Origin of the sequence: Rhizobium sp. 11_C7_N12_5 (assembly GCF_051811145.1) — a bacterium.
Taxonomy (GTDB): Bacteria; Pseudomonadota; Alphaproteobacteria; order Rhizobiales; family Rhizobiaceae; genus Rhizobium; species Rhizobium lusitanum.
In genome coordinates this window covers 3,511,841-3,530,000 of record NZ_JBPWPY010000001.1, presented here as the reverse complement: position 1 = coordinate 3,530,000, position 18,160 = coordinate 3,511,841, and the positions used below count along the sequence as shown (strand labels likewise).

General features: G+C 62.4%; 15 protein-coding genes (1 of these 15 only partly in view). 8 read left to right on the top strand and 7 right to left on the bottom strand.

Annotation, left to right across the window (positions count from 1 at the left end; all coding sequences use genetic code 11):
• The 4 genes from AB8B29_RS17240 to AB8B29_RS17225 form a co-directional block, all read left to right on the top strand.
• Window positions 1-787 carry the 3' portion of an ornithine cyclodeaminase family protein gene (locus tag AB8B29_RS17240; protein ID WP_112440822.1) on the top strand. The gene continues 164 nt to the left of window position 1, outside the view, so only the last 787 of its 951 coding nucleotides appear in the window; the start codon falls outside the window, past its left edge; the stop codon is at window positions 785-787.
• Window positions 784-3,261 (top strand): ATP-dependent helicase HrpB, encoded by a 2,478-nt coding sequence (hrpB, locus tag AB8B29_RS17235; RefSeq protein ID WP_112440820.1) that lies wholly within the window; start codon window positions 784-786, stop codon window positions 3,259-3,261. The genes AB8B29_RS17240 and hrpB overlap by 4 nt, the downstream gene beginning before the upstream one ends.
• Window positions 3,262-3,263: 2 nt before the next feature.
• A complete protein-coding gene (locus tag AB8B29_RS17230; protein WP_092573033.1) occupies window positions 3,264-4,601 on the top strand; it encodes an ActS/PrrB/RegB family redox-sensitive histidine kinase in 1,338 nt (445 codons plus the stop codon).
• A 74-nt stretch (window positions 4,602-4,675) separates the two neighbouring features.
• Window positions 4,676-5,263 carry an ActR/PrrA/RegA family redox response regulator transcription factor gene (locus tag AB8B29_RS17225; protein ID WP_092573034.1) on the top strand — a complete coding sequence of 196 codons (588 nt, stop codon included), beginning with the start codon at window positions 4,676-4,678 and terminating at the stop codon, window positions 5,261-5,263.
• A 33-nt stretch (window positions 5,264-5,296) separates the two neighbouring features.
• Here AB8B29_RS17225 and AB8B29_RS17220 read toward each other — a convergent pair whose 3' ends face one another.
• Window positions 5,297-5,848, bottom strand: a complete 552-nt coding sequence (locus AB8B29_RS17220) for an MmcB family DNA repair protein (protein ID WP_037196128.1) — start codon at window positions 5,846-5,848, stop codon at window positions 5,297-5,299.
• Between the two features lie 180 nt (window positions 5,849-6,028).
• Here AB8B29_RS17220 and AB8B29_RS17215 point away from each other — a divergent pair, with 180 nt between their 5' ends.
• Window positions 6,029-6,703, top strand: a complete 675-nt coding sequence (locus tag AB8B29_RS17215; RefSeq protein WP_037195499.1) for a L,D-transpeptidase — start codon at window positions 6,029-6,031, stop codon at window positions 6,701-6,703.
• 267 nt (window positions 6,704-6,970) lie between these two features.
• On the opposite strand, the gene AB8B29_RS17210 is transcribed toward AB8B29_RS17215, so the two are convergent.
• The 6 genes from AB8B29_RS17210 to hslV form a co-directional block, all read right to left on the bottom strand.
• Window positions 6,971-9,139 carry a malate synthase G gene (locus AB8B29_RS17210; protein WP_037195501.1) on the bottom strand — a complete coding sequence of 723 codons (2,169 nt, stop codon included), beginning with the start codon at window positions 9,137-9,139 and terminating at the stop codon, window positions 6,971-6,973.
• A 119-nt stretch (window positions 9,140-9,258) separates the two neighbouring features.
• The gene (locus AB8B29_RS17205; RefSeq protein ID WP_092573037.1) at window positions 9,259-11,262 is read right to left on the bottom strand and encodes a hydantoinase/oxoprolinase N-terminal domain-containing protein; all 2,004 of its coding nucleotides are present in this window, start codon (window positions 11,260-11,262) and stop codon (window positions 9,259-9,261) included.
• Between the two features lie 384 nt (window positions 11,263-11,646).
• Window positions 11,647-13,053 (bottom strand): cytochrome P450, encoded by a 1,407-nt coding sequence (locus AB8B29_RS17200; RefSeq protein WP_037195505.1) that lies wholly within the window; start codon window positions 13,051-13,053, stop codon window positions 11,647-11,649.
• Between the two features lie 93 nt (window positions 13,054-13,146).
• Window positions 13,147-14,100 carry a DUF1402 family protein gene (locus AB8B29_RS17195; protein ID WP_037195507.1) on the bottom strand — a complete coding sequence of 318 codons (954 nt, stop codon included), beginning with the start codon at window positions 14,098-14,100 and terminating at the stop codon, window positions 13,147-13,149.
• A gap of 162 nt (window positions 14,101-14,262) precedes the next feature.
• Window positions 14,263-15,573 carry an ATP-dependent protease ATPase subunit HslU gene (gene hslU / locus AB8B29_RS17190; protein WP_037195508.1) on the bottom strand — a complete coding sequence of 437 codons (1,311 nt, stop codon included), beginning with the start codon at window positions 15,571-15,573 and terminating at the stop codon, window positions 14,263-14,265.
• A gap of 44 nt (window positions 15,574-15,617) precedes the next feature.
• Window positions 15,618-16,145, bottom strand: a complete 528-nt coding sequence (gene hslV / locus AB8B29_RS17185) for an ATP-dependent protease subunit HslV (protein ID WP_034481393.1) — start codon at window positions 16,143-16,145, stop codon at window positions 15,618-15,620.
• 212 nt (window positions 16,146-16,357) lie between these two features.
• Between hslV and hisB the strand changes: the two genes are divergently transcribed.
• From hisB to hisH, 3 genes are read left to right on the top strand one after another with little or no spacing between them, the layout of a single operon-like run.
• Complete coding sequence (gene hisB / locus AB8B29_RS17180; RefSeq protein WP_112440818.1) at window positions 16,358-16,966, top strand: imidazoleglycerol-phosphate dehydratase HisB; 609 nt, start codon at window positions 16,358-16,360, stop codon at window positions 16,964-16,966.
• A gap of 24 nt (window positions 16,967-16,990) precedes the next feature.
• A complete protein-coding gene (locus AB8B29_RS17175) occupies window positions 16,991-17,488 on the top strand; it encodes a DUF2628 domain-containing protein (protein ID WP_112440816.1) in 498 nt (165 codons plus the stop codon).
• Between the two features lie 2 nt (window positions 17,489-17,490).
• Window positions 17,491-18,141 (top strand): imidazole glycerol phosphate synthase subunit HisH, encoded by a 651-nt coding sequence (gene hisH / locus AB8B29_RS17170; protein WP_047559300.1) that lies wholly within the window; start codon window positions 17,491-17,493, stop codon window positions 18,139-18,141.
• Window positions 18,142-18,160 lie beyond the last annotated feature (19 nt).

Here is an 18,160-nt window from a genome sequence, read left to right as displayed (position 1 = left end):
CTGGCTGCCGGGACGCTATATGGGCGTGAAGATGGTTTCGGTGTTCCCGGGAAATGCGGCGCGTGCCCTGCCGGCCATCTTCGGAACCTATCTTCTTTCCTCGGGCCAGACGGGGGAGATGCTGGCGGTAATCGATGGCGGCGAGCTGACGGCGCGGCGCACGGCGGCGGCCTCGGCGCTTGCTGCCCGATATCTTGCGCGCGAGGATGCCGAGGAGTTGCTTGTGTGCGGCACCGGACGACTGTCGCTCAATCTGATCCAGGCACATGCCACGGGCCGGCCCTTGAAGCGGATCGGCATATGGGGGCGGGACCGCGAGAAAGCAGCGGGCATCGCCAGGGAGGCGCAGGCGCTCGGCCTGGCCGCGGAGCCCGTCGCGGATCTGCAGGCCGCGGCTCGCAGTGCCGACATCATTTCCTGCGCGACACTATCGGGTGCACCGCTGATCCAGGGGGAATGGCTGAAGCCGGGCGCGCATCTCGATCTCATCGGCGGTTTCAAGCCGGATATGCGCGAGGCCGACGATACGGCGATACGGCGGGCGCGGGTGTTTGTCGACACGCGTGCCGGCGCGATGAAAGAGGCCGGCGACATCACCCAGCCCCTGAAGAATGGCGTATTGGCAGCCGACGACATCCGGGCCGAGCTCCGCGAGCTGGTGAACGGGGCGCATCCCGGGCGGACCGATGACGCGGACATAACCCTGTTCAAATCGGTGGGCGCGGCGCTCGAGGATCTCGCCGGCGCGATCCTTGCCTATGAATATGTGCGGAGCCGGCAGGCGTGACGCATACAACGCCCTCATTGCCCGACCTGCCGGTCTCGCATGTGCTCGCCGATATCGGCGTTGCCCTTGCAGAGCATCGGCGCGCCGTCCTCTCGGCACCGCCCGGCGCCGGCAAGACGACGCTGGTGCCGCTCTTCCTGTTGGGGCAGGCATGGCGCGATGACGGCAAGATCATTGTTCTGGAGCCGCGGCGGCTGGCGGCAAGGGCAGCGGCGGCCCGCATGGCATCGCTGCTCAACGAACAGGTCGGCGACACCGTCGGCTATCGCATGCGGCTCGATAACCGCATCTCGGCCAAGACCCGTATCGAGGTGGTGACGGAAGGCGTGTTCGCGCGGATGATCCTCGACGATCCCGAACTATCGGGCGTTTCCACTGTTATCTTCGACGAATTCCACGAACGCTCGCTGGATGCGGATTTCGGCCTGGCGCTGGCTCTCGACGTGCAATCGGCGCTGCGTGAAGACCTGCGCATCCTTGTCATGTCGGCAACGCTCGACGTGGAGCGTGTCGCGACCCTGCTCGACCATCCGCCCGTCATCGAGAGCATGGGCCGCAGCTTTCCGATCGACATCCGTCATCAGGACCGGCCGCCGGGTGAGCGGATCGAGGATACGGTGACGCGAGCGATCCTCGACGCGCATGCGTCGGAACAAGGCTCTATCCTCGCCTTCCTGCCGGGACAGGCGGAAATTACCCGCACGGCGGAAAGGCTGGAGGGCCGGTTCGGCACTGCCACGATGATCGCGCCACTTTACGGCAATCTCAGCCAGAAGGAGCAGGACGCGGCGATCCGGCCGGCGCCGCAAGGTACCCGCAAGATCGTGCTGGCAACCTCGATCGCCGAGACGTCGATTACCATCGACGGCGTGCGCATCGTCATCGATAGCGGCCTGCAGCGGCTGCCCGTCTTCGAAGCCTCGACCGGCATCACGCGGCTGGAAACGGTGCGGGTATCGCGCGCCTCGGCCGATCAGAGGGCCGGCCGCGCCGGGCGAACCGAACCCGGTATTGCCATCCGGCTGTGGCACCCCGGCCAGACGGCGGCGCTGCCCGCCTTCACGCCGCCGCAGATCCTCTCCAGCGATCTGTCCGGCCTTGCGCTCGACCTCGCACATTGGGGCGTGCAGGATCCGGCCGCGCTCGCCTTTGCCGACCAGCCGCCGGCCACGACGCTTGCCGAGGCGCGGGCGCTGTTGCGGCAACTGGGTGCGCTCGACGCGGAGAACGGGCTGACGGCCCGCGGCCGGCTGATGCGCGAGCTGGCACTGCCGCCTCGGCTGGCGGCGATGGTGATCTCAGCCGCCGATTTCGGCCAGGCGCGCGAGGCCGCATTGCTTGCCGTGCTGCTGACCGAACAGGGACTTGGTGGACAGAGCATCGACCTTGAAGAACGGCTGCGGCGCTTCAAGACGGAAAAGGGCGAACGCGCCGAGGCAGCGCGCCGGCTGGCCGGAAGGCTTGCCTCGGCGGCCAGCGGCAAAAGGACTGCCGGCTCAACGCCACCGTCTTTGGCCGGCTCGCTGCTGCTGCATGCCTTTCCCGATCGCATCGCGCTGCAGCGCGGCGGGCGTGGGCGCTTCGTCATGGCGAACGGGCGCGGCGCCGAACTGCCGGAAACCGAGCGCCTTGCCGGTTCCGAGATGCTTGTCATCGCCGATCTGACCGGCCGCGCGGCACAAGCGCGTATTCTTGCGGCAGCCGAGATTTCCCGCACTGATGTCGAAGAGCATCTGCCGGGCGAGATCCGCACCGAGGATCAGAGCTTCTTCGACAAAGCCAGCCGGCAGGTGCGGGCGCGGCGCGCCACGCGGCTCGGCGCGATCATCTTTGAGGAAACGCCCCTGCCGCGCCCATCCGGCGAGCAGGCGGCAAAGGCGCTGGCCGAGGGTATTCGCGAACTTGGCATCGGCGTGCTGCCATTTTCCAAGGAAACGGCGCAGTTGCGCGCGCGGATAGGCTTTCTGCATCGCACGATCGGCGAGCCCTGGCCTGATATGGGCGACGACGCCTTGCTCGCGCGGCTGGACGAGTGGTTCACACCCTTCCAGGCCGAGGCTCGCGGACTTTCCGACATTTCCGCCGGCGGGCTTTCCAACGGGCTGATGTCGCTGGTGCCGCATGAGCTGCAACGCGATCTCGGCCGGATGGCACCCACGCATTTCGAGGCGCCGACCGGCCAGCGCCATCCCATTCAATATGATGGCGAGGAGCCGCTGTTGACCATCCGCGTCCAGGAGCTGTTCGGGCTGAAACAACATCCTGCCATCGGCGGCGGCCGGTTGCCGCTGGTGTTGGAGCTGACGTCGCCAGCCCATCGCCCGATCCAAACGACGCGCGATCTGCCCGGGTTCTGGGCCGGATCCTGGCGGGATGTGCGCGCCGACATGCGCGGCCGCTACCCGAGGCACCCCTGGCCGGAAGATCCGGCGGATGCCTTGCCGACGACGCGCGTCAAGCCAAGGGGAACCTGAAGATGGCACGCTTCTTCCGCGGACTGGAAAAACTTTCCGATGCAGAGATAAAGGCGCAGGACGACCACCATAGCAGCCGGCGACTGAGGTTGCAGACGCTGGTTCGCCTGCGCTGGCTTGCCGTCGGCGGCCAGACGGCGACGGTGACGATCGTCGCCTTCTGGCTGAAATTTCCGATGCCACTCTTGCCATGCTACGTGCTGATCGCCTGTCTTGCCTGGATCAACTTCTTCCTGACCCTGCGTTTTCCACCGACGCACCGGTTGGAGCCGCCGGCGGCGTTTGCGCTGCTTGGCCTCGATCTTCTGCAGCTCTGCGGGTTGCTGCTGATCACCGGCGGGCTGACCAATCCTTTCTCCGTGCTGGTCTGCGTGCCTGTCATCATTTCCTTCGCCTCGCAGCCGATCCGCTACAGCATGACGCTGATCGTGCTGGCGATGATCTGCATCACCGGCCTTGCCTTCTCGCCCTTCCCGCTGCCCTGGTATGACGGGGTTGCCACGAGTGTGCACAGCGTGATGCAGCTGGGAGTCTGGTGCTCCATTGCCTCCACCATGGCTTTTGCGGCCTTCTATGCCTATCGCGTCTCCATGGAAGCCTCCCAGCTTGCCGACGCGCTGTCGGCAACGGAGCTGGTGTTGCAGCGGGAAAAGCACCTGTCGCAGCTCGATGGGCTGGCGGCGGCGGCGGCGCATGAGCTTGGCACGCCGCTTGCGACCATCAGTGTCGTCGCCAAGGAGATGGAACGAGAGCTCAAAGAGGACGACCGTTTCCGCGAGGATGTGGCGCTGCTGCGCAGCCAGAGCGAACGCTGCCGCGATATCCTGCGGCGGCTGACCACGCTCTCCTCGGAGGACGAGGCGCATATGCGGCGGCTGACCCTGTCGTCGATGATGGAAGAGATCATCGCCCCGCATCGCGAGTTCGGGATCACGCTGCAGCTGATCGAAAAGAGCCCGCGAGCCGGCGAGCCCGTACTGAACCGCAATGCCGGCATCATGTACGGTCTCGGCAACCTCATCGAGAACGCCGTCGACTATGCCCGCCAGACGGTGACCGTCACGGTGGAGTACACCGCCGATACGCTCACGATCGTCATCGAGGATGACGGCAACGGCTATTCGCCGGAGATCCTGACGCGGATCGGGGAACCTTACGTGACGACGCGGCAGCGCGACGACACGGCTGGCGGCCTCGGGCTCGGCCTCTTCATCGCCAAGACGCTGCTGGAGCGCTCCGGCGCGGCGCTCGCCTTCGGTAACCGCGATCCGGAAACGCCGGGCGCGCGCGTGCGCGTCGAATGGCCGCGCATGTTGATCGACAGTAATTCGACAAAATGATTTTCACGGCTTAAAACAGCGGTCGTCAAATTGGTGGAATATGCAGGCGGATGGTCGCCGGGATAGAAGATAGAATGACGGATAAAGAGCTTGCCGCCTCGCGTGCCGGGGACAAGGATGCCGCAGCCCATATCGGCACGGATGCGACACTGCTGATCGTCGATGACGACGGCCCCTTCCTGCGCCGGCTGGCGCGCGCGATGGAAATCCGGGGCTTCGTGGTCGAGACGGCGGAATCGGTGGCGGAAGGTGTTGCCAAGACCAAGGCCAACCCGCCGCAATATGCAGTCGTCGACCTCCGGCTCGGCGACGGCAACGGCCTGGATGTCATCGAGGCGATCCGGCAGCGACGCGACGATACGCATATCGTGGTGCTGACCGGATACGGCAATATCGCGACGGCGGTCACGGCCGTGAAACTCGGTGCGCTCGACTATCTCGCCAAGCCAGCCGATGCCGACGATGTCTACGCGGCGCTGACGCAGCGCCCGGGCGAGAAGGCGGAAGTGCCGGAAAATCCGATGTCGGCGGACCGGGTGCGCTGGGAACATATTCAGCGCGTCTACGAAATGTGCGAGCGCAATGTTTCCGAGACGGCCCGCCGCCTCAATATGCATCGTCGCACGCTGCAGCGCATCCTCGCCAAGCGCGCACCCAAGTAGAAGGCCCTTCGCTTACGCTCCGCGTGCTCGACGCTAAAGCTCCTCGCCCCCATCATCCGCCCCTGGATTGATCGAAGGGCTGTCACCTTCTCCCCGAGGGGAGAAGGTAAAATCCTTGCCCGTTGCCCATTCAGCCAGCATCAGACGCTGGGCGGCGGTGCGGGAGAAATTCAACGTCACCGACTTGCGCGTCGCCGGCGGCAGCCGATGCTCCGGCGCCTCTCGGATCATGTGGGCGCCATAGCCGTCCGACAGGAAGAGCCCGCAATCTTCCGGGAAGATATCGAGCGGAACGTCCTTGTGCGTCGCAAAGAACAACCGGTCGCAATGCAGGCGGTAATCGGGCCATTTGCGGTCGACGCGGAAATCCTCGATCGAGGTCTTGATCTCGATGATCCAGATTTCGCCCTTTTCGGAAAGGCTGACGAGGTCGGCCCGGCGGCGGCTCGCTAGCGGCAACTCCGGCAGGACGGCATGACGCATCTCGTGCAGTAATAATTGCACGCCCTTGCGTACAAGCATAGCTCGTTCCGACTGCCTGCCATCTATTAACGGATTGTTATTGTAAACGTTCAAAATCGTCATGAATTGCCTCAGGGACGGGGCAAGCATTGTTGCAAAAAAACCATGTCCCTCTAATTTGCGCGCCGGAGCTATTTTTGAGCCCCACAGCAGCTTGCAAAGCTTAGTTTAATGGAAAATAAACCGTAGACAAAGATGATTGATAGTCATCCATCCCCTGCCACGAAATTTCAAGAGTCCTCCATGCGCATCCGTAATGCTATGACCGCACTCGGCCTTGTCGCAATGCTCGCGTCGGCTGGCTATGCCACCACTGCCGCAGCCGCGCCGTCCGCCACCGCAAACTCCGCAGCCGATACCATCAAGACTTTCGATGGTGACTACGGCATCACCAATGACAACGGCTTCGAACTGCCGGCGATCCCGATCCAGAAGGTGAAGCCGCAGTTCCGCCGCCAGATCGTTGCCTATAAGTCCGACGAGGCTGAAGGCACCATCATCGTCAACACGCGCGAGCGTCATCTCTACTACATTCTCGGCAACGGCGAAGCGATGCGCTATGGCATCGGCGTCGGCAAGCAGGGCTTCTCCTGGTCCGGCACGGCCTATGTAGCCTGGAAGCAGGAATGGCCGAATTGGCATCCGCCGAAGGAAATGGCGGTCCGCCGTCCGGAAATCGCCAAGTATGTCGATGGCGGCATGAATCCCGGCCTCTCGAACCCGCTCGGTGCGCGCGCCATGTATCTCTACAATGACAAGGGCCAGGACACGCTGTTCCGCCTGCACGGCACGCCGGAATGGGCTTCGATCGGTACCGCTGCTTCCTCGGGCTGCATCCGCCTGATCAATCAGGACGTCATCGATCTCTATAGCCGCGTTCTGCCGGGCCGCAGCACCAAGGTCGTCGTCATCCAGTAATCATTGCCGGCATTCGGATTTAAAAAGGCCGCCGGATATCCATCCGGCGGCCTTTTTTGTTCGAGAAAGCGGCGTGATGCTATGCCGTCCCACCCGCCCTCGTCCTTCGAGGCTCCGCCTTCGGGTGCGCACCTCAGGATGAGGACTGATCTTTTCCGCTGGCCGTAGGACTCTCCCCACCTCATCCCGAGGTGCCTTGCCGTCAAAGCATCAGCGCAGACGACGAGGCCTCGAAGGATCGAGGTGGCCTCTGAGGAAGAGACGGTATCACCCTGCCTGCCTTGCCTTCAGCTCGATACGGCGGCGATGCAGCACCGGTTCCGTATAGCCGTTCGGCTGCTCGCGACCCTTGAGCACGAGATCGAGCGCCGCCTGGAAGGCGATCGAACCGTCAAAATTGCCGGACATGGCGACGTAGAGCGGATCGGAGGCATTTTGCTGGTCGACGACGGCGGCCATGCGCTTCATCGTCTCGACGATCTGGGCCTCGGTGATGACCTTGTGGTGCAGCCAGTTGGCCATGTGCTGCGCCGAGATGCGGAGTGTGGCGCGATCCTCCATCAGGCCGATATTGTTGATATCGGGCACCTTGGAGCAACCGACGCCCTGGTCGACCCAACGGACGACATAGCCGAGGATACCCTGACTGTTGTTGTCGATCTCGCGCTGGATTTCCTCCGGCGTCCAGTTCGGCCGCGAGGCGACCGGCACCGAGAGGATATCGGAAAGCTTGGCGCGGGCGCGGCTCTTCAGGCTCTTTTGGACATCGGCGACGTTGACGCGGTGATAATGGGTCGCATGCAGTGTGGCGGCCGTCGGCGACGGCACCCAGGCGGTGTTCGCTCCGGCCTTCGGATGGGCGATCTTCTGTTCCAGCATGGCCGCCATCAGGTCCGGCATGGCCCACATGCCCTTGCCGATCTGAGCGTGGCCGGAAAGGCCGCATTCCAGGCCGATATCGACATTCCAATTCTCATAGGCCGCAATCCAGGCGGCCTGCTTCATGTCGCCCTTGCGGATCATCGGTCCGGCTTCCATCGAGGTATGGATTTCATCGCCGGTGCGGTCGAGAAAGCCGGTGTTGATGAAGACGACGCGCTCGCCGGCGGCGCGGATGGCTTCCTTGAGGTTGACCGTGGTGCGGCGCTCCTCGTCCATGATGCCCATCTTCATGGTGTTGCTTGGCATGCCGAGCACGTCCTCGACGCGCGAGAAGATCTCGACGGCGAAGGCGACTTCTTCCGGTCCATGCATCTTCGGCTTAACGACATACATGGAGCCGCTGCGCGAATTCTTGCGGCGACCGTTCGGACCGATGTCATAAAGCGCGATCAGGCCGGTAATGACAGCGTCCATGATGCCTTCCGGGACCTCGTTGCCATCGCGATCGAGGATCGCCGGATTGGTCATAAGGTGGCCGACGTTACGTATCAGCATCAGCGAGCGGCAGTGCAGATCGAACGTGCTGCCGTCCGGCGCCGTGTAGGCTACGTCGGGATTGAGCCGGCGTATGAAAGTCTTGCCACCCTTGGCGACTTCCTCCGTCAGATCGCCCTTCATCAGGCCGAGCCAGTTGCGGTAGACTTCCGCCTTGTCCTCGGCGTCGACGGCCGCGATGGAATCTTCGCAGTCCATGATCGTGGTGATCGCCGATTCCAGGCGGACGTCGGAAATATTGGCCGGATCGGTCTTGCCTATATCGGTGCCGGCATCGATGACAACTTCGATATGAATGCCGTTCTGCTTCAGCAGGATATGCGACGGGGTGGCCGCATCGCCGAGATAACCGGCAAAATGGCTAGCATCCGCCAGCGCTGCGACGCCGCTCTTGGTCGTGATCGCCAGAGCGCCATTGTTCACGGCAAAGCCGGTAACATCCTTCCAGCTTACGCCGGCAAGCGGCACGGCGGCATCGAGGAAATCGCGCACCCAGGCGATGACCTTTTCGCCGCGCTTGGGATTATAGCCCCGGCCCTTCTCGGCGCCATCGGTCTCGGGGATGGCATCTGTGCCGTAAAGCGCGTCGTAGAGCGATCCCCAGCGGGCATTGGCGGCATTCAGCGCATAGCGGGCGTTCATGACGGGAACGACGAGCTGCGGGCCGGCAATATGAGAGATTTCCGGATCAACATTGGCGGTCGAGACCGTGAAGGCCGGGCCTTCCGGCACGATATAGCCGATTTCGCGCAGGAAAGCCTCGTAGACGGCGATATCGACCGGCGCGCCATTCTTGCGATACCAATCGTCGAGCGCCGCCTGCATCCGGTCGCGCTTGGCGAGCAGCTCGCGGTTCTTCGGCGCGAGATCGTGGACGATTTTGGAGAAGCCGGCAAAAAAGGTGTCGGCATCGATACCAGAACCCGGCAATGCCTCCTTGACGAGGAAATCGTAAAGTACCGGTTCGATCTGCAGCCCGTTCTTCTCAATACGGCTCATGCCAAATACTCCTCAAGGCCGTTTCACGGCTCAATTTTCACATGCTGCCACTTTGCTCACGGTTTCGCTTTCCGTCAATTTGGCAATAGTTAGAAAGATTTATGCGCCGTCGGAAACAATCAGTCCATGGCAATGCGAGGACGCCCGCTGGCGGTTGCGATGAAACGTGCCTCGATCAGCTTGCGGCTCCCCTCGACCTCCGGCGCGTCCACCTGCTCATCCATTGCCACCACGAGATCCACGGCGCCATTGAGCCGCGCCTGCGCCATCGCAGCCTCGACGGCCCGCGCCCGCGCATCAGCAAAGCTCCTGTCCTCATCGGTGAACCGCAGACTTTCGCCGGCTCCGTTCAAAACGTAGATACCATCTTCCGGCATGGTGACGAAGACGGTGGCGCTGGCTCGCACCTGGCCGACAACGGCGCCGACCGCATTGGCCACATCCGAGTGAGCAGGAATGGTGGTTTCGCTCCCCAGCATTGCGGCGATAGCGGGATAGTAGACCGGTGCCGAAGCGCCGAGCCCGATAAGGGGGCGGTCAAGCGAAACAGCGAAGCGAGCAATGCCCGAGGCGCGGCGAAGGGCGCGATCGATCGAGATCGACCTGGCCGGATCCAGATCGGCAACGCCGTCCTCGGCAAGACAGGCGGCAAGAATGACCTCGGCCGATTGGCGGGTAAGGCGATCGACGATTTTCTGTGCCAATTCCTCGATGGAAGAGGCGATGGCGCGTCCGGAGCCATCCTTCAGCCGCATCGCCAGGGCCAACCCAAGCTGCGCAGCTTCCGCATTCCACTGGTTCTGCCGACCCAGCACATGCATGGCATCCGACGGCGTCAGACCACTCAGATGCACTAGCCCCCGCGCCACCAGCCGGTCCAGAGTAGCCTTCTGCGAGGTTACGGTCAGAAGCTTGTCGAGTGCCAGGGGAGTATTGCCAATCCTGTCGAATAGCGCCTGTTCGAGCGGCGTGAGGCCGCTCGCCAGATGATCCGGCACGCCGGTGCGCATGGCGAAGCGGCCGGCATTGCGGGCAAGATGCGGCGCACGCAATTGCTGCTCCAGCACGTCAAGCACGGCCTCGCCATGCGCATGGGCGGCAAGGCTGAGCGGCAGCAGGCGACGCGGCCCGAGTTCGAAGCCGGCGACGAGGCCGCGATCGTTGATCTTCACCTCCGAATCGCCGCCAAGGCCATAGGTGCGCATCGCGACGGCCTCGACCATGGTGCGATAGCCTCCGACAACAGCGCCATCGGCGTCGAGCCTCGGCCGGCCGGCATCCATGATGGCAACGTCGGTGGTCGTGCCGCCGATATCGGAAACGACAGCATCGTCGAGGCCTGTGAGATAGCGCGCGCCGACCAGGCTCGCGGCCGGGCCGGACAAAATGGTCTCGATCGGCCGAAGCTTGGCCTCGGCAGCCGAAATCAACGCTCCATCGCCACGAACCACCATCATCGGCGCAGCGATGCCGCGCGTTGCCAGAAACCCTTCGCAGGCACCGACGAGACGATCGATCATCGATACCAAACGGGCATTGAGCAGCGTCGTCAAAGCCCGTCGCGGGCCTCCGAGCTTGGAGGATAGCTCGTGGCTGCAGGTAACAGGCAGATGCGACAATTCGCGGATACGATCGCGCACCCTGATTTCATGAGCCGGATTTCGCACGGCGAAATAGCCGGCAATGGCGAAGGAGGAGACCGTCTTTGCCAGTTCCGGCAGTGCGTCTTCCAATGCCGTCAGATCGAGCGGATTTTCGTTGCCGTGAACATTGTGGCCGCCCGGCAGAAACAGCACGGGATCGGACCCGAGCGCTTCCGCCAGGCCATCGCGCTTCAGATCATCGGGACCGAAGCCGATCATGACCAGCCCGGCGCGACCGCCCTGCCCTTCCACCAGCGCATTGGTGGCGAGCGTCGTCGACAGCGAAACAAGGCCGATCGCCGTAACCGGAACGCCGGCATCGGCAATGACGGCATCAACGGCGCCGGCGATGCCGACGGCCAGATCGTGCCGCGTGGTCAGCGATTTCGCCTTGGCGATCACACCATCGGTTTCATGGAAGAGAACGGCATCGGTATAGGTTCCACCCGTGTCGATGCCGAGCAGGAAATGAGACGTCACTGATCAATTCATCCTTGGGGATTGAGGTCGAAGCGGCAAGCGCGAAACCTATCTCGCCCTTGGCGGGCGAGAAAGCAAAAACTTAAGATTAGGCAGGGGCTTGTCCGCCGTGTAATTCTTAGTTTTTGCAAGAGAGGGGGCAGGTGGGGCGCGGAGAATCTCGACAATAGGCAAGATACGGACCCCCGCTCTTGCAATTTCAATGGCTTAGAAATTGCACCGAGATTTTGAACGTATAGAACTCCTGTTTCGCAATTCCTAAACCAGTGAAATTGCTTTCTCGCCGCCAGGGGCGAGATAGGCCCCGCATTCTCAGCCGCTGGCCCTTCGCTTCCGCTCCGGGCGTTCGTCACTGCAATCGATTCACCGGATCGATTGCTTCGGCTATGCCGAACCGTTCCTCACCGTAACCCGCATCGGCAAACCACCGCGCGGCTGGGTCGTCAGCTTCTGCACCGGCCAGGGATCGGTCTCTTCAGTCGTGTCGAAGCGGAAGCGGCGCATCATGACCGCAAGAGCGATAACCGCCTCCTGGAGGGCGAAGGTGGCGCCGATGCAGACGCGGGGACCGGCGCCGAAAGGCAGATACTGGAAACGGTTGATCTTGCCGCGGTTCTCCGGAAGAAAACGCTCGGGCATGAAGGCGCGCGGCTTTTCCCAATAGAGCTCGTGGCGATGCAGCGTCCAGGGCATGATCAACACGGTGATCCCCTTCGGGATCGTCACGCGCTCGCCCTTCGTGCTCATCCATTCGTCGTCGGCAATAGCGGCCCGGTTGATCGAAGGCGCCGGCGGATAGAGGCGCATCGCCTCTTCGAAAGCGGCACGGACATGCGGCATCAGGTCGAGCCAGGCGACGGGCTCGGCATCTGTTGCCAGCACCCGGTCGATTTCCTCTTCCATGGCTTCGCGGATATGCTGGCTGTTGGCAACGCAGTAGAGCGTCCAGGCAAGCGCGCGGGCCGTCGTCTCATGACCTGCGCCGATGAAGGTGAGGATATTATCCTCGATCTCCTCCATCGTGAGCCCGTCTGGGCCGGCCTTTTCCAGAAGCAACGTCAGGAAATCATCCGGCGCGCTGGCGCGATCCCTGCGCATCTTGTCGAGACGCAGGTTCATGGTATTGCGGACGATGCCGCGAAACTTGTCGAGCATCTTCTGGCCGCCGATGCGGGTGACGCGCGGCACCCAGGCGGGCGCGCGCAACAGATCCATGGGATCGACGCGCCCCATGCGATGCAGCAGCTCGTTGACATCGTCGGCAAAATGCTCGCTTTCGGTGACGATCTCCCCGGAAAACAGCGTCTCGGCCAGAATGGCGAAGGTGAGCTCGGTCATATCGGCGGCGATGTCGAAAGTCGCGCCCTTGTCGCCGACACCTTCGTATTTGTGCACATATTCCAGGCTCTGACTCAGCATCTGGCCGGCAAAGCCCTGGGCGTGGCGTGGCGTGAACACCGGTGCCACAGCCTTGCGCGAGCGCTTCCAGACAGGCCCTTCCGCGGTCAGCAGCCCATCGCGCAGGATCGGCCGGAGCACGAGTTGGCGGATATCGGCCATGCGGTAGTTGGCAGCGTTGTCGACCAGGATATGCTTGATCAGGCCGGGATCGTTGACAATCAGCGTCCGCTCGTTGAAGAATTTGGTCTTGATCCAAGGCAGCGTATAGGAGGGCTCGCCCCACAATTCGAGCGGATTGCGCAGGATGGTACGGATGATCGTCAATCGCGATGGCGGGACGGTGCGCGGGACCGGCGCGGGCGGAGAAAAGGCTTCCGGGATCATGTCCATGAGATCAATTCTCCTCGAAAGCCGGGCTCCTGCTTGGCCTATGTGGCCTGAGCGGCATCAGACACCCGATATGGTGAATGCCGCCAGCAAAATCTAGAGAAGCGACTTCAGGTCACTCAGCTTATCATTGATAAGCCAGCCATAGTAATTTTCCTCCGGCCAGACCGGCTGCGCGGCGCCGCGGTTCTTTGCAGCAAGTGCTGCGGCGCGCTTGCGGGTGTTGCCGAGATTGTAGAGCGTCGCGGTGATGCCCGGATTGCCTGATATGTCCATGCCGGCGATCGAGCGATAGTCGTCGATGGACTTGCGGATCGATGCGGCAACGAAGGCCAGCGACAGGTCGGGATCCATGATGGCCTTATAGACGCCGCCGGCATCCTTCTCATCCAGCTTCGGAATGCCCGAGGTGCTGCTGACCAGATCGGATAGCTCAAGTGCCGTCAGCGGATTGACCTGGCCGAGGCCGAAGGTCTGACCGGCATAGAAGGGCTGGAAGAAAACCGCACTGAAGCGATTGTCGGGATAGGATTTGCCGCCGACCGTCTTGCCGCGGAAATCGTCTTCCCAGACATCGTCTCGGCAGGTCCAGAGGCTGTAGGAGTCCCTCTTGCTCTTGCAGACGTCGAATTGCGGCCGGGTGATGAAATCGTCGACACTTTCGCCGTCATAGGCGAAGCGGAAGCTCTGGCCGGCATAGGAGGCAGCCTTGACGTAATAGGACTGCAGACCGTCATACGCATCGACGTTGTAGGTGTGCTCGCCGACGAGCGCGCCGATGATATGGATCGGATCGATGCCATAGGCGCGTGCCGTCGACTTGATCTTCGACATCAGCTTGGTGTCGGTCGCCAGCAGCTCGCGGACTTTCTGGTACTTGCGGTCGAAGGTCGAATTCGTGCCTCGGGTGCGGCGCACGGAGGCGCCGGGAACCGGCGGCTGCTCGGCATTTCGGTTACCGGGCGGCACCGCGACTGCCGCTTCCGCAAATGCGGGCATCCAGGAGAAGCTGGCGACCGCCAGAAGAAATATGATCAGTATGCGTCGCAAGATGGCTGTCCTGTCGAAGTTTCAACCGATGTTTCCGTGCGGCTGCCTGACGGATAAACTTGGCCGAATAAAGCCATCCGACACAAAGAAACGGGCCCCTAACTAAAAAGTTAACGGCCCGCTGTCGAGTGCTTACTGTTTTAAATCGCCTCTGCCAGCCTGCTACAGAATGAAGCGGGAGAGATCGGTGTTGTTGGCGAGATCGCCGACATGCTCGCGAACATAGGCGGCATCGATGGTCACCGATACGCCGGCGCGGTCCGAAGCGTTGTAGGAGATCTCATCAAGCACGCGCTCCATGACCGTCTGCAGGCGGCGTGCGCCGATATTCTCGACTGTGGAGTTCAGATGCACGGCAACATCGGCAAGTGCGTCGATGGCGTCGTCGGTGAAATCGAGCTTCAGGTCTTCCGTTTCCATCAGCGCCTTGTACTGGCGGATGAGGCTGGCTTCCGGTTCGGTCAGGATGCGGCGGAAGTCTTCCTTGGTCAGCGGCCGGAGCTCGACGCGGATCGGCAGGCGGCCCTGCAGTTCCGGCAGGAGATCCGAAGGCTTCGACACGTGGAACGCACCGGAGGCGATGAAGAGGATATGGTCCGTCTTGACCGGGCCGTACTTCGTCGAAACCGTCGTGCCTTCGACCAGCGGCAGCAGGTCGCGCTGCACGCCTTCGCGGGAGACGCCGGCGCCTATGCCGCCGTCGCGGGCCGCGATCTTGTCGATTTCGTCCAGGAAGACGATGCCGTCATTCTCGGCGGATTGCACGGCTTCGCGCTGGATCGCCTCGTTGTCGATCAGCTTGTCGGATTCGTCGCGCACCAGTTCCTTGTAGGAATCCTTGACTGTGGTGCGCACCTTCTTGGTGCGGCCGCCCATGGCCTTGCCGAACATTTCCGACAGGTTGAGCACACCGATATTGGCGCCGGGCATGCCGGGGATTTCGAAGCCGCCGGGCATGCCGGAACCGGTGTCGGCAACTTCGATGTCGATTTCCTTGTCATCAAGCTGACCGTCGCGCAGCTTCTTGCGGAAGCTGTCGCGCGTCGCCGGCGATGAAGTCGCGCCGACCAGGGCGTCAAGCACGCGTTCCTCGGCGCTCATATGCGCCTTGGCCTGAACCTCGGCGCGCTTCTTTTCGCGCACCAGGCCGATGCCGACTTCGACGAGATCGCGGATGATCTGTTCGACATCGCGGCCGACATAGCCGACCTCGGTGAACTTGGTGGCTTCGACCTTGATGAAGGGCGCGCCGGCCAGCTTGGCGAGGCGACGGGAGATTTCCGTCTTGCCGACACCGGTCGGGCCGATCATCAGGATGTTCTTGGGCATGACTTCATCGCGCAGATCGGGCTCGAGCTGCTGGCGGCGCCAGCGGTTGCGCAGGGCGATCGCCACGGCGCGCTTGGCCTCATGCTGGCCGACGATATAACGATCGAGTTCGGAAACGATCTCGCGGGGGGAAAAAGTGGTCATTTCGTGTGTTTCCCGTCAGGGCTAGAAACTATCAAGAGAGGAAATTAGGCTTCGGCGTCGAGCGTTTCCACAATCACGTTGTGATTGGTGTAGACGCAGATGTCAGCGGCGATATCGAGGGCGCGGCGGGCGACATCCTCAGCGGATTTGTCGGTATCCATCAGCGCACGGGCGGCCGCAAGCGCGAAATTGCCGCCCGAGCCGATCGCCATGGCGCCGTGTTCCGGCTCGAGCACATCGCCGTTGCCGGTGATGGCGAGCGTCACGCTCTTGTCGGCAACCAGCATCATGGCTTCGAGGTTGCGCAGATATTTGTCTGTGCGCCAGTCCTTGGCGAGCTCAACGGCTGCGCGCATCAACTGGCCCGGATATTGTTCCAGCTTCTTTTCAAGGCGCTCGAGCAGGGTGAAGGCATCGGCGGTCGCGCCGGCGAAACCGGCGATGACATCGCCCTTGCCGATGCGGCGAACCTTGCGGGCATTGCCCTTCATTACGGTCTGGCCAAGGCTGACCTGGCCATCACCGGCCATCACGACCTTGCCGTTCTTGCGAATAGTCACAATTGTCGTCATTTAACACCTGTTTGCCCCCGTTCCGGCGGGCTTTCTGCCGGGCCGCGTTTCGGCCCCGTCAGCACCTATGTAAGAGGGCTTTTGACGATTGCAAATGGCAGCCAAGCCGGATCAATGCAGACGAGCCGGCTAAAGACGCAAGCCCGCGCGTAACTTCTGGATATTTCTCAATACGCCTGATAAGGAACCCCCGTATTCCGATGGAGCAGCCCATGGCAGAGACCGCAGCAAGCCGCACGGCAAGCGTTTCCCGCAAGACCAACGAGACTTCCGTCTCCGTGTCCGTCAATATCGACGGCAGCGGCAAGTCGACGATTTCGACGGGTGTCGGCTTCTTCGACCATATGCTGGAACAGCTTTCGCGACATTCGCTGATCGACATGGAGATCGACACCAAGGGCGACCTGCATGTGGACGACCATCATGCGGTCGAGGATACCGGCATCGCCATCGGCCAGGCCATCGCCAAGGCGCTGGGCGACCGGCGCGGCATCACGCGCTATGCCTCGATCGACCTTGCCATGGACGAGACGATGACCAAGGCGGCCGTCGATCTCTCGGGCCGGCCCTTCCTTGTGTGGAACGTCAGCTTCAGCGCCCCGAAGATCGGCACGTTCGACACCGAACTGGTGCGTGAGTTCTTCCAAGCTTTAGCGCAGAATGCCGGCATCACACTGCATGTTCTCAACCATTATGGCGCCAACAATCACCATATAGCCGAGACATGCTTCAAGGCCGTTGCGCGCGCATTGCGTACCGCAACCGAGATCGATCCGCGGCAGGCAGGCCGGGTGCCCTCGACGAAGGGCACGCTCGCCTGAACCCCAACCTGGGGAAGTGAAGAAATGGCAAGCTATCTGATTTTGACTCCACCCGGAGCGGCGAACCGATCCGAAGTATCGGACCGGTATCGCGACGGTACGCGATTCATCCGCGACGGCTTTTCCTTGAAGGCCTTCCTGTTTCCGGTGCTGTGGATGCTTTTCCATCGTTTGTGGCTGCATGCCGCCGCAGCTTTTCTGTTGCAAGGCCTTGCCTTGGAATTGATGCGCCAGCCGGGCCTGTTTGCCGCCGGCGCAGCCATTCTGCTCGGCGTGCATGTTCTGGCAGCCCTCGAGGGCCCGTATGCGCTCGGCCAGCGGCTTATGGACCGCGGGTGGAAAATGGAAAATCTCGTCTCAGCGCATGATTTGGCGACGGCGGAGCAAATCCATTTTTCCCACATCGACGAGGAACCGCAGCAGGATATCCATTCGAAAAATTGGGATATCTCGGCCAACAACAGCAATTCCAGCCGTTCCGGTCCGAGCTTCGGTCTCCCCGGCTATGACGGAGGACGCTGACGATGCGCGTCGCAATTATCGACTATGGTTCCGGCAATCTGCGCTCGGCCACCAAGGCTTTCGAGCGGGCTGCCCGCGAAGCCGGCATCGATGCGGACATCGACCTCACAAATGATGCCGAGCGCGTCGCTACCGCGGACCGTATCGTGCTTCCGGGCGTCGGCGCCTACGCCGATTGCCGTCGCGGGCTCGATGCCGTTTCAGGCATGGCGGAAGCCGTGATCGATGTCGTGGAACACAAGGCCCGCCCCTTCCTCGGAATCTGCGTCGGCATGCAGCTTATGTCGTCGCGCGGGCTGGAAAAGACCGTTACCCAAGGGTTCGGCTGGATCAAGGGCGACGTCAAGGAGATGACCCCGAACGATCCCAGCCTGAAGATCCCGCAGATCGGCTGGAACACGCTGGATATCCGGCATCCGCACGCGCTCTTCGACGGGATTCCGACCGGGCCGGACGGGCTGCACGCCTATTTCGTCCATTCCTATCATCTGGCCGCCGACCATGGCGAAGACGTCATCGCCACCACGAACTATGGCGGACCAATGACCGCCTTCGTCGGACGCGACAACATGGCCGGCTCGCAGTTCCATCCGGAGAAGAGCCAGAAACTCGGCCTCGCCCTGATTGCCAATTTCCTGCGCTGGAAGCCGTAAGGCTCGCGCTCCAAGGACA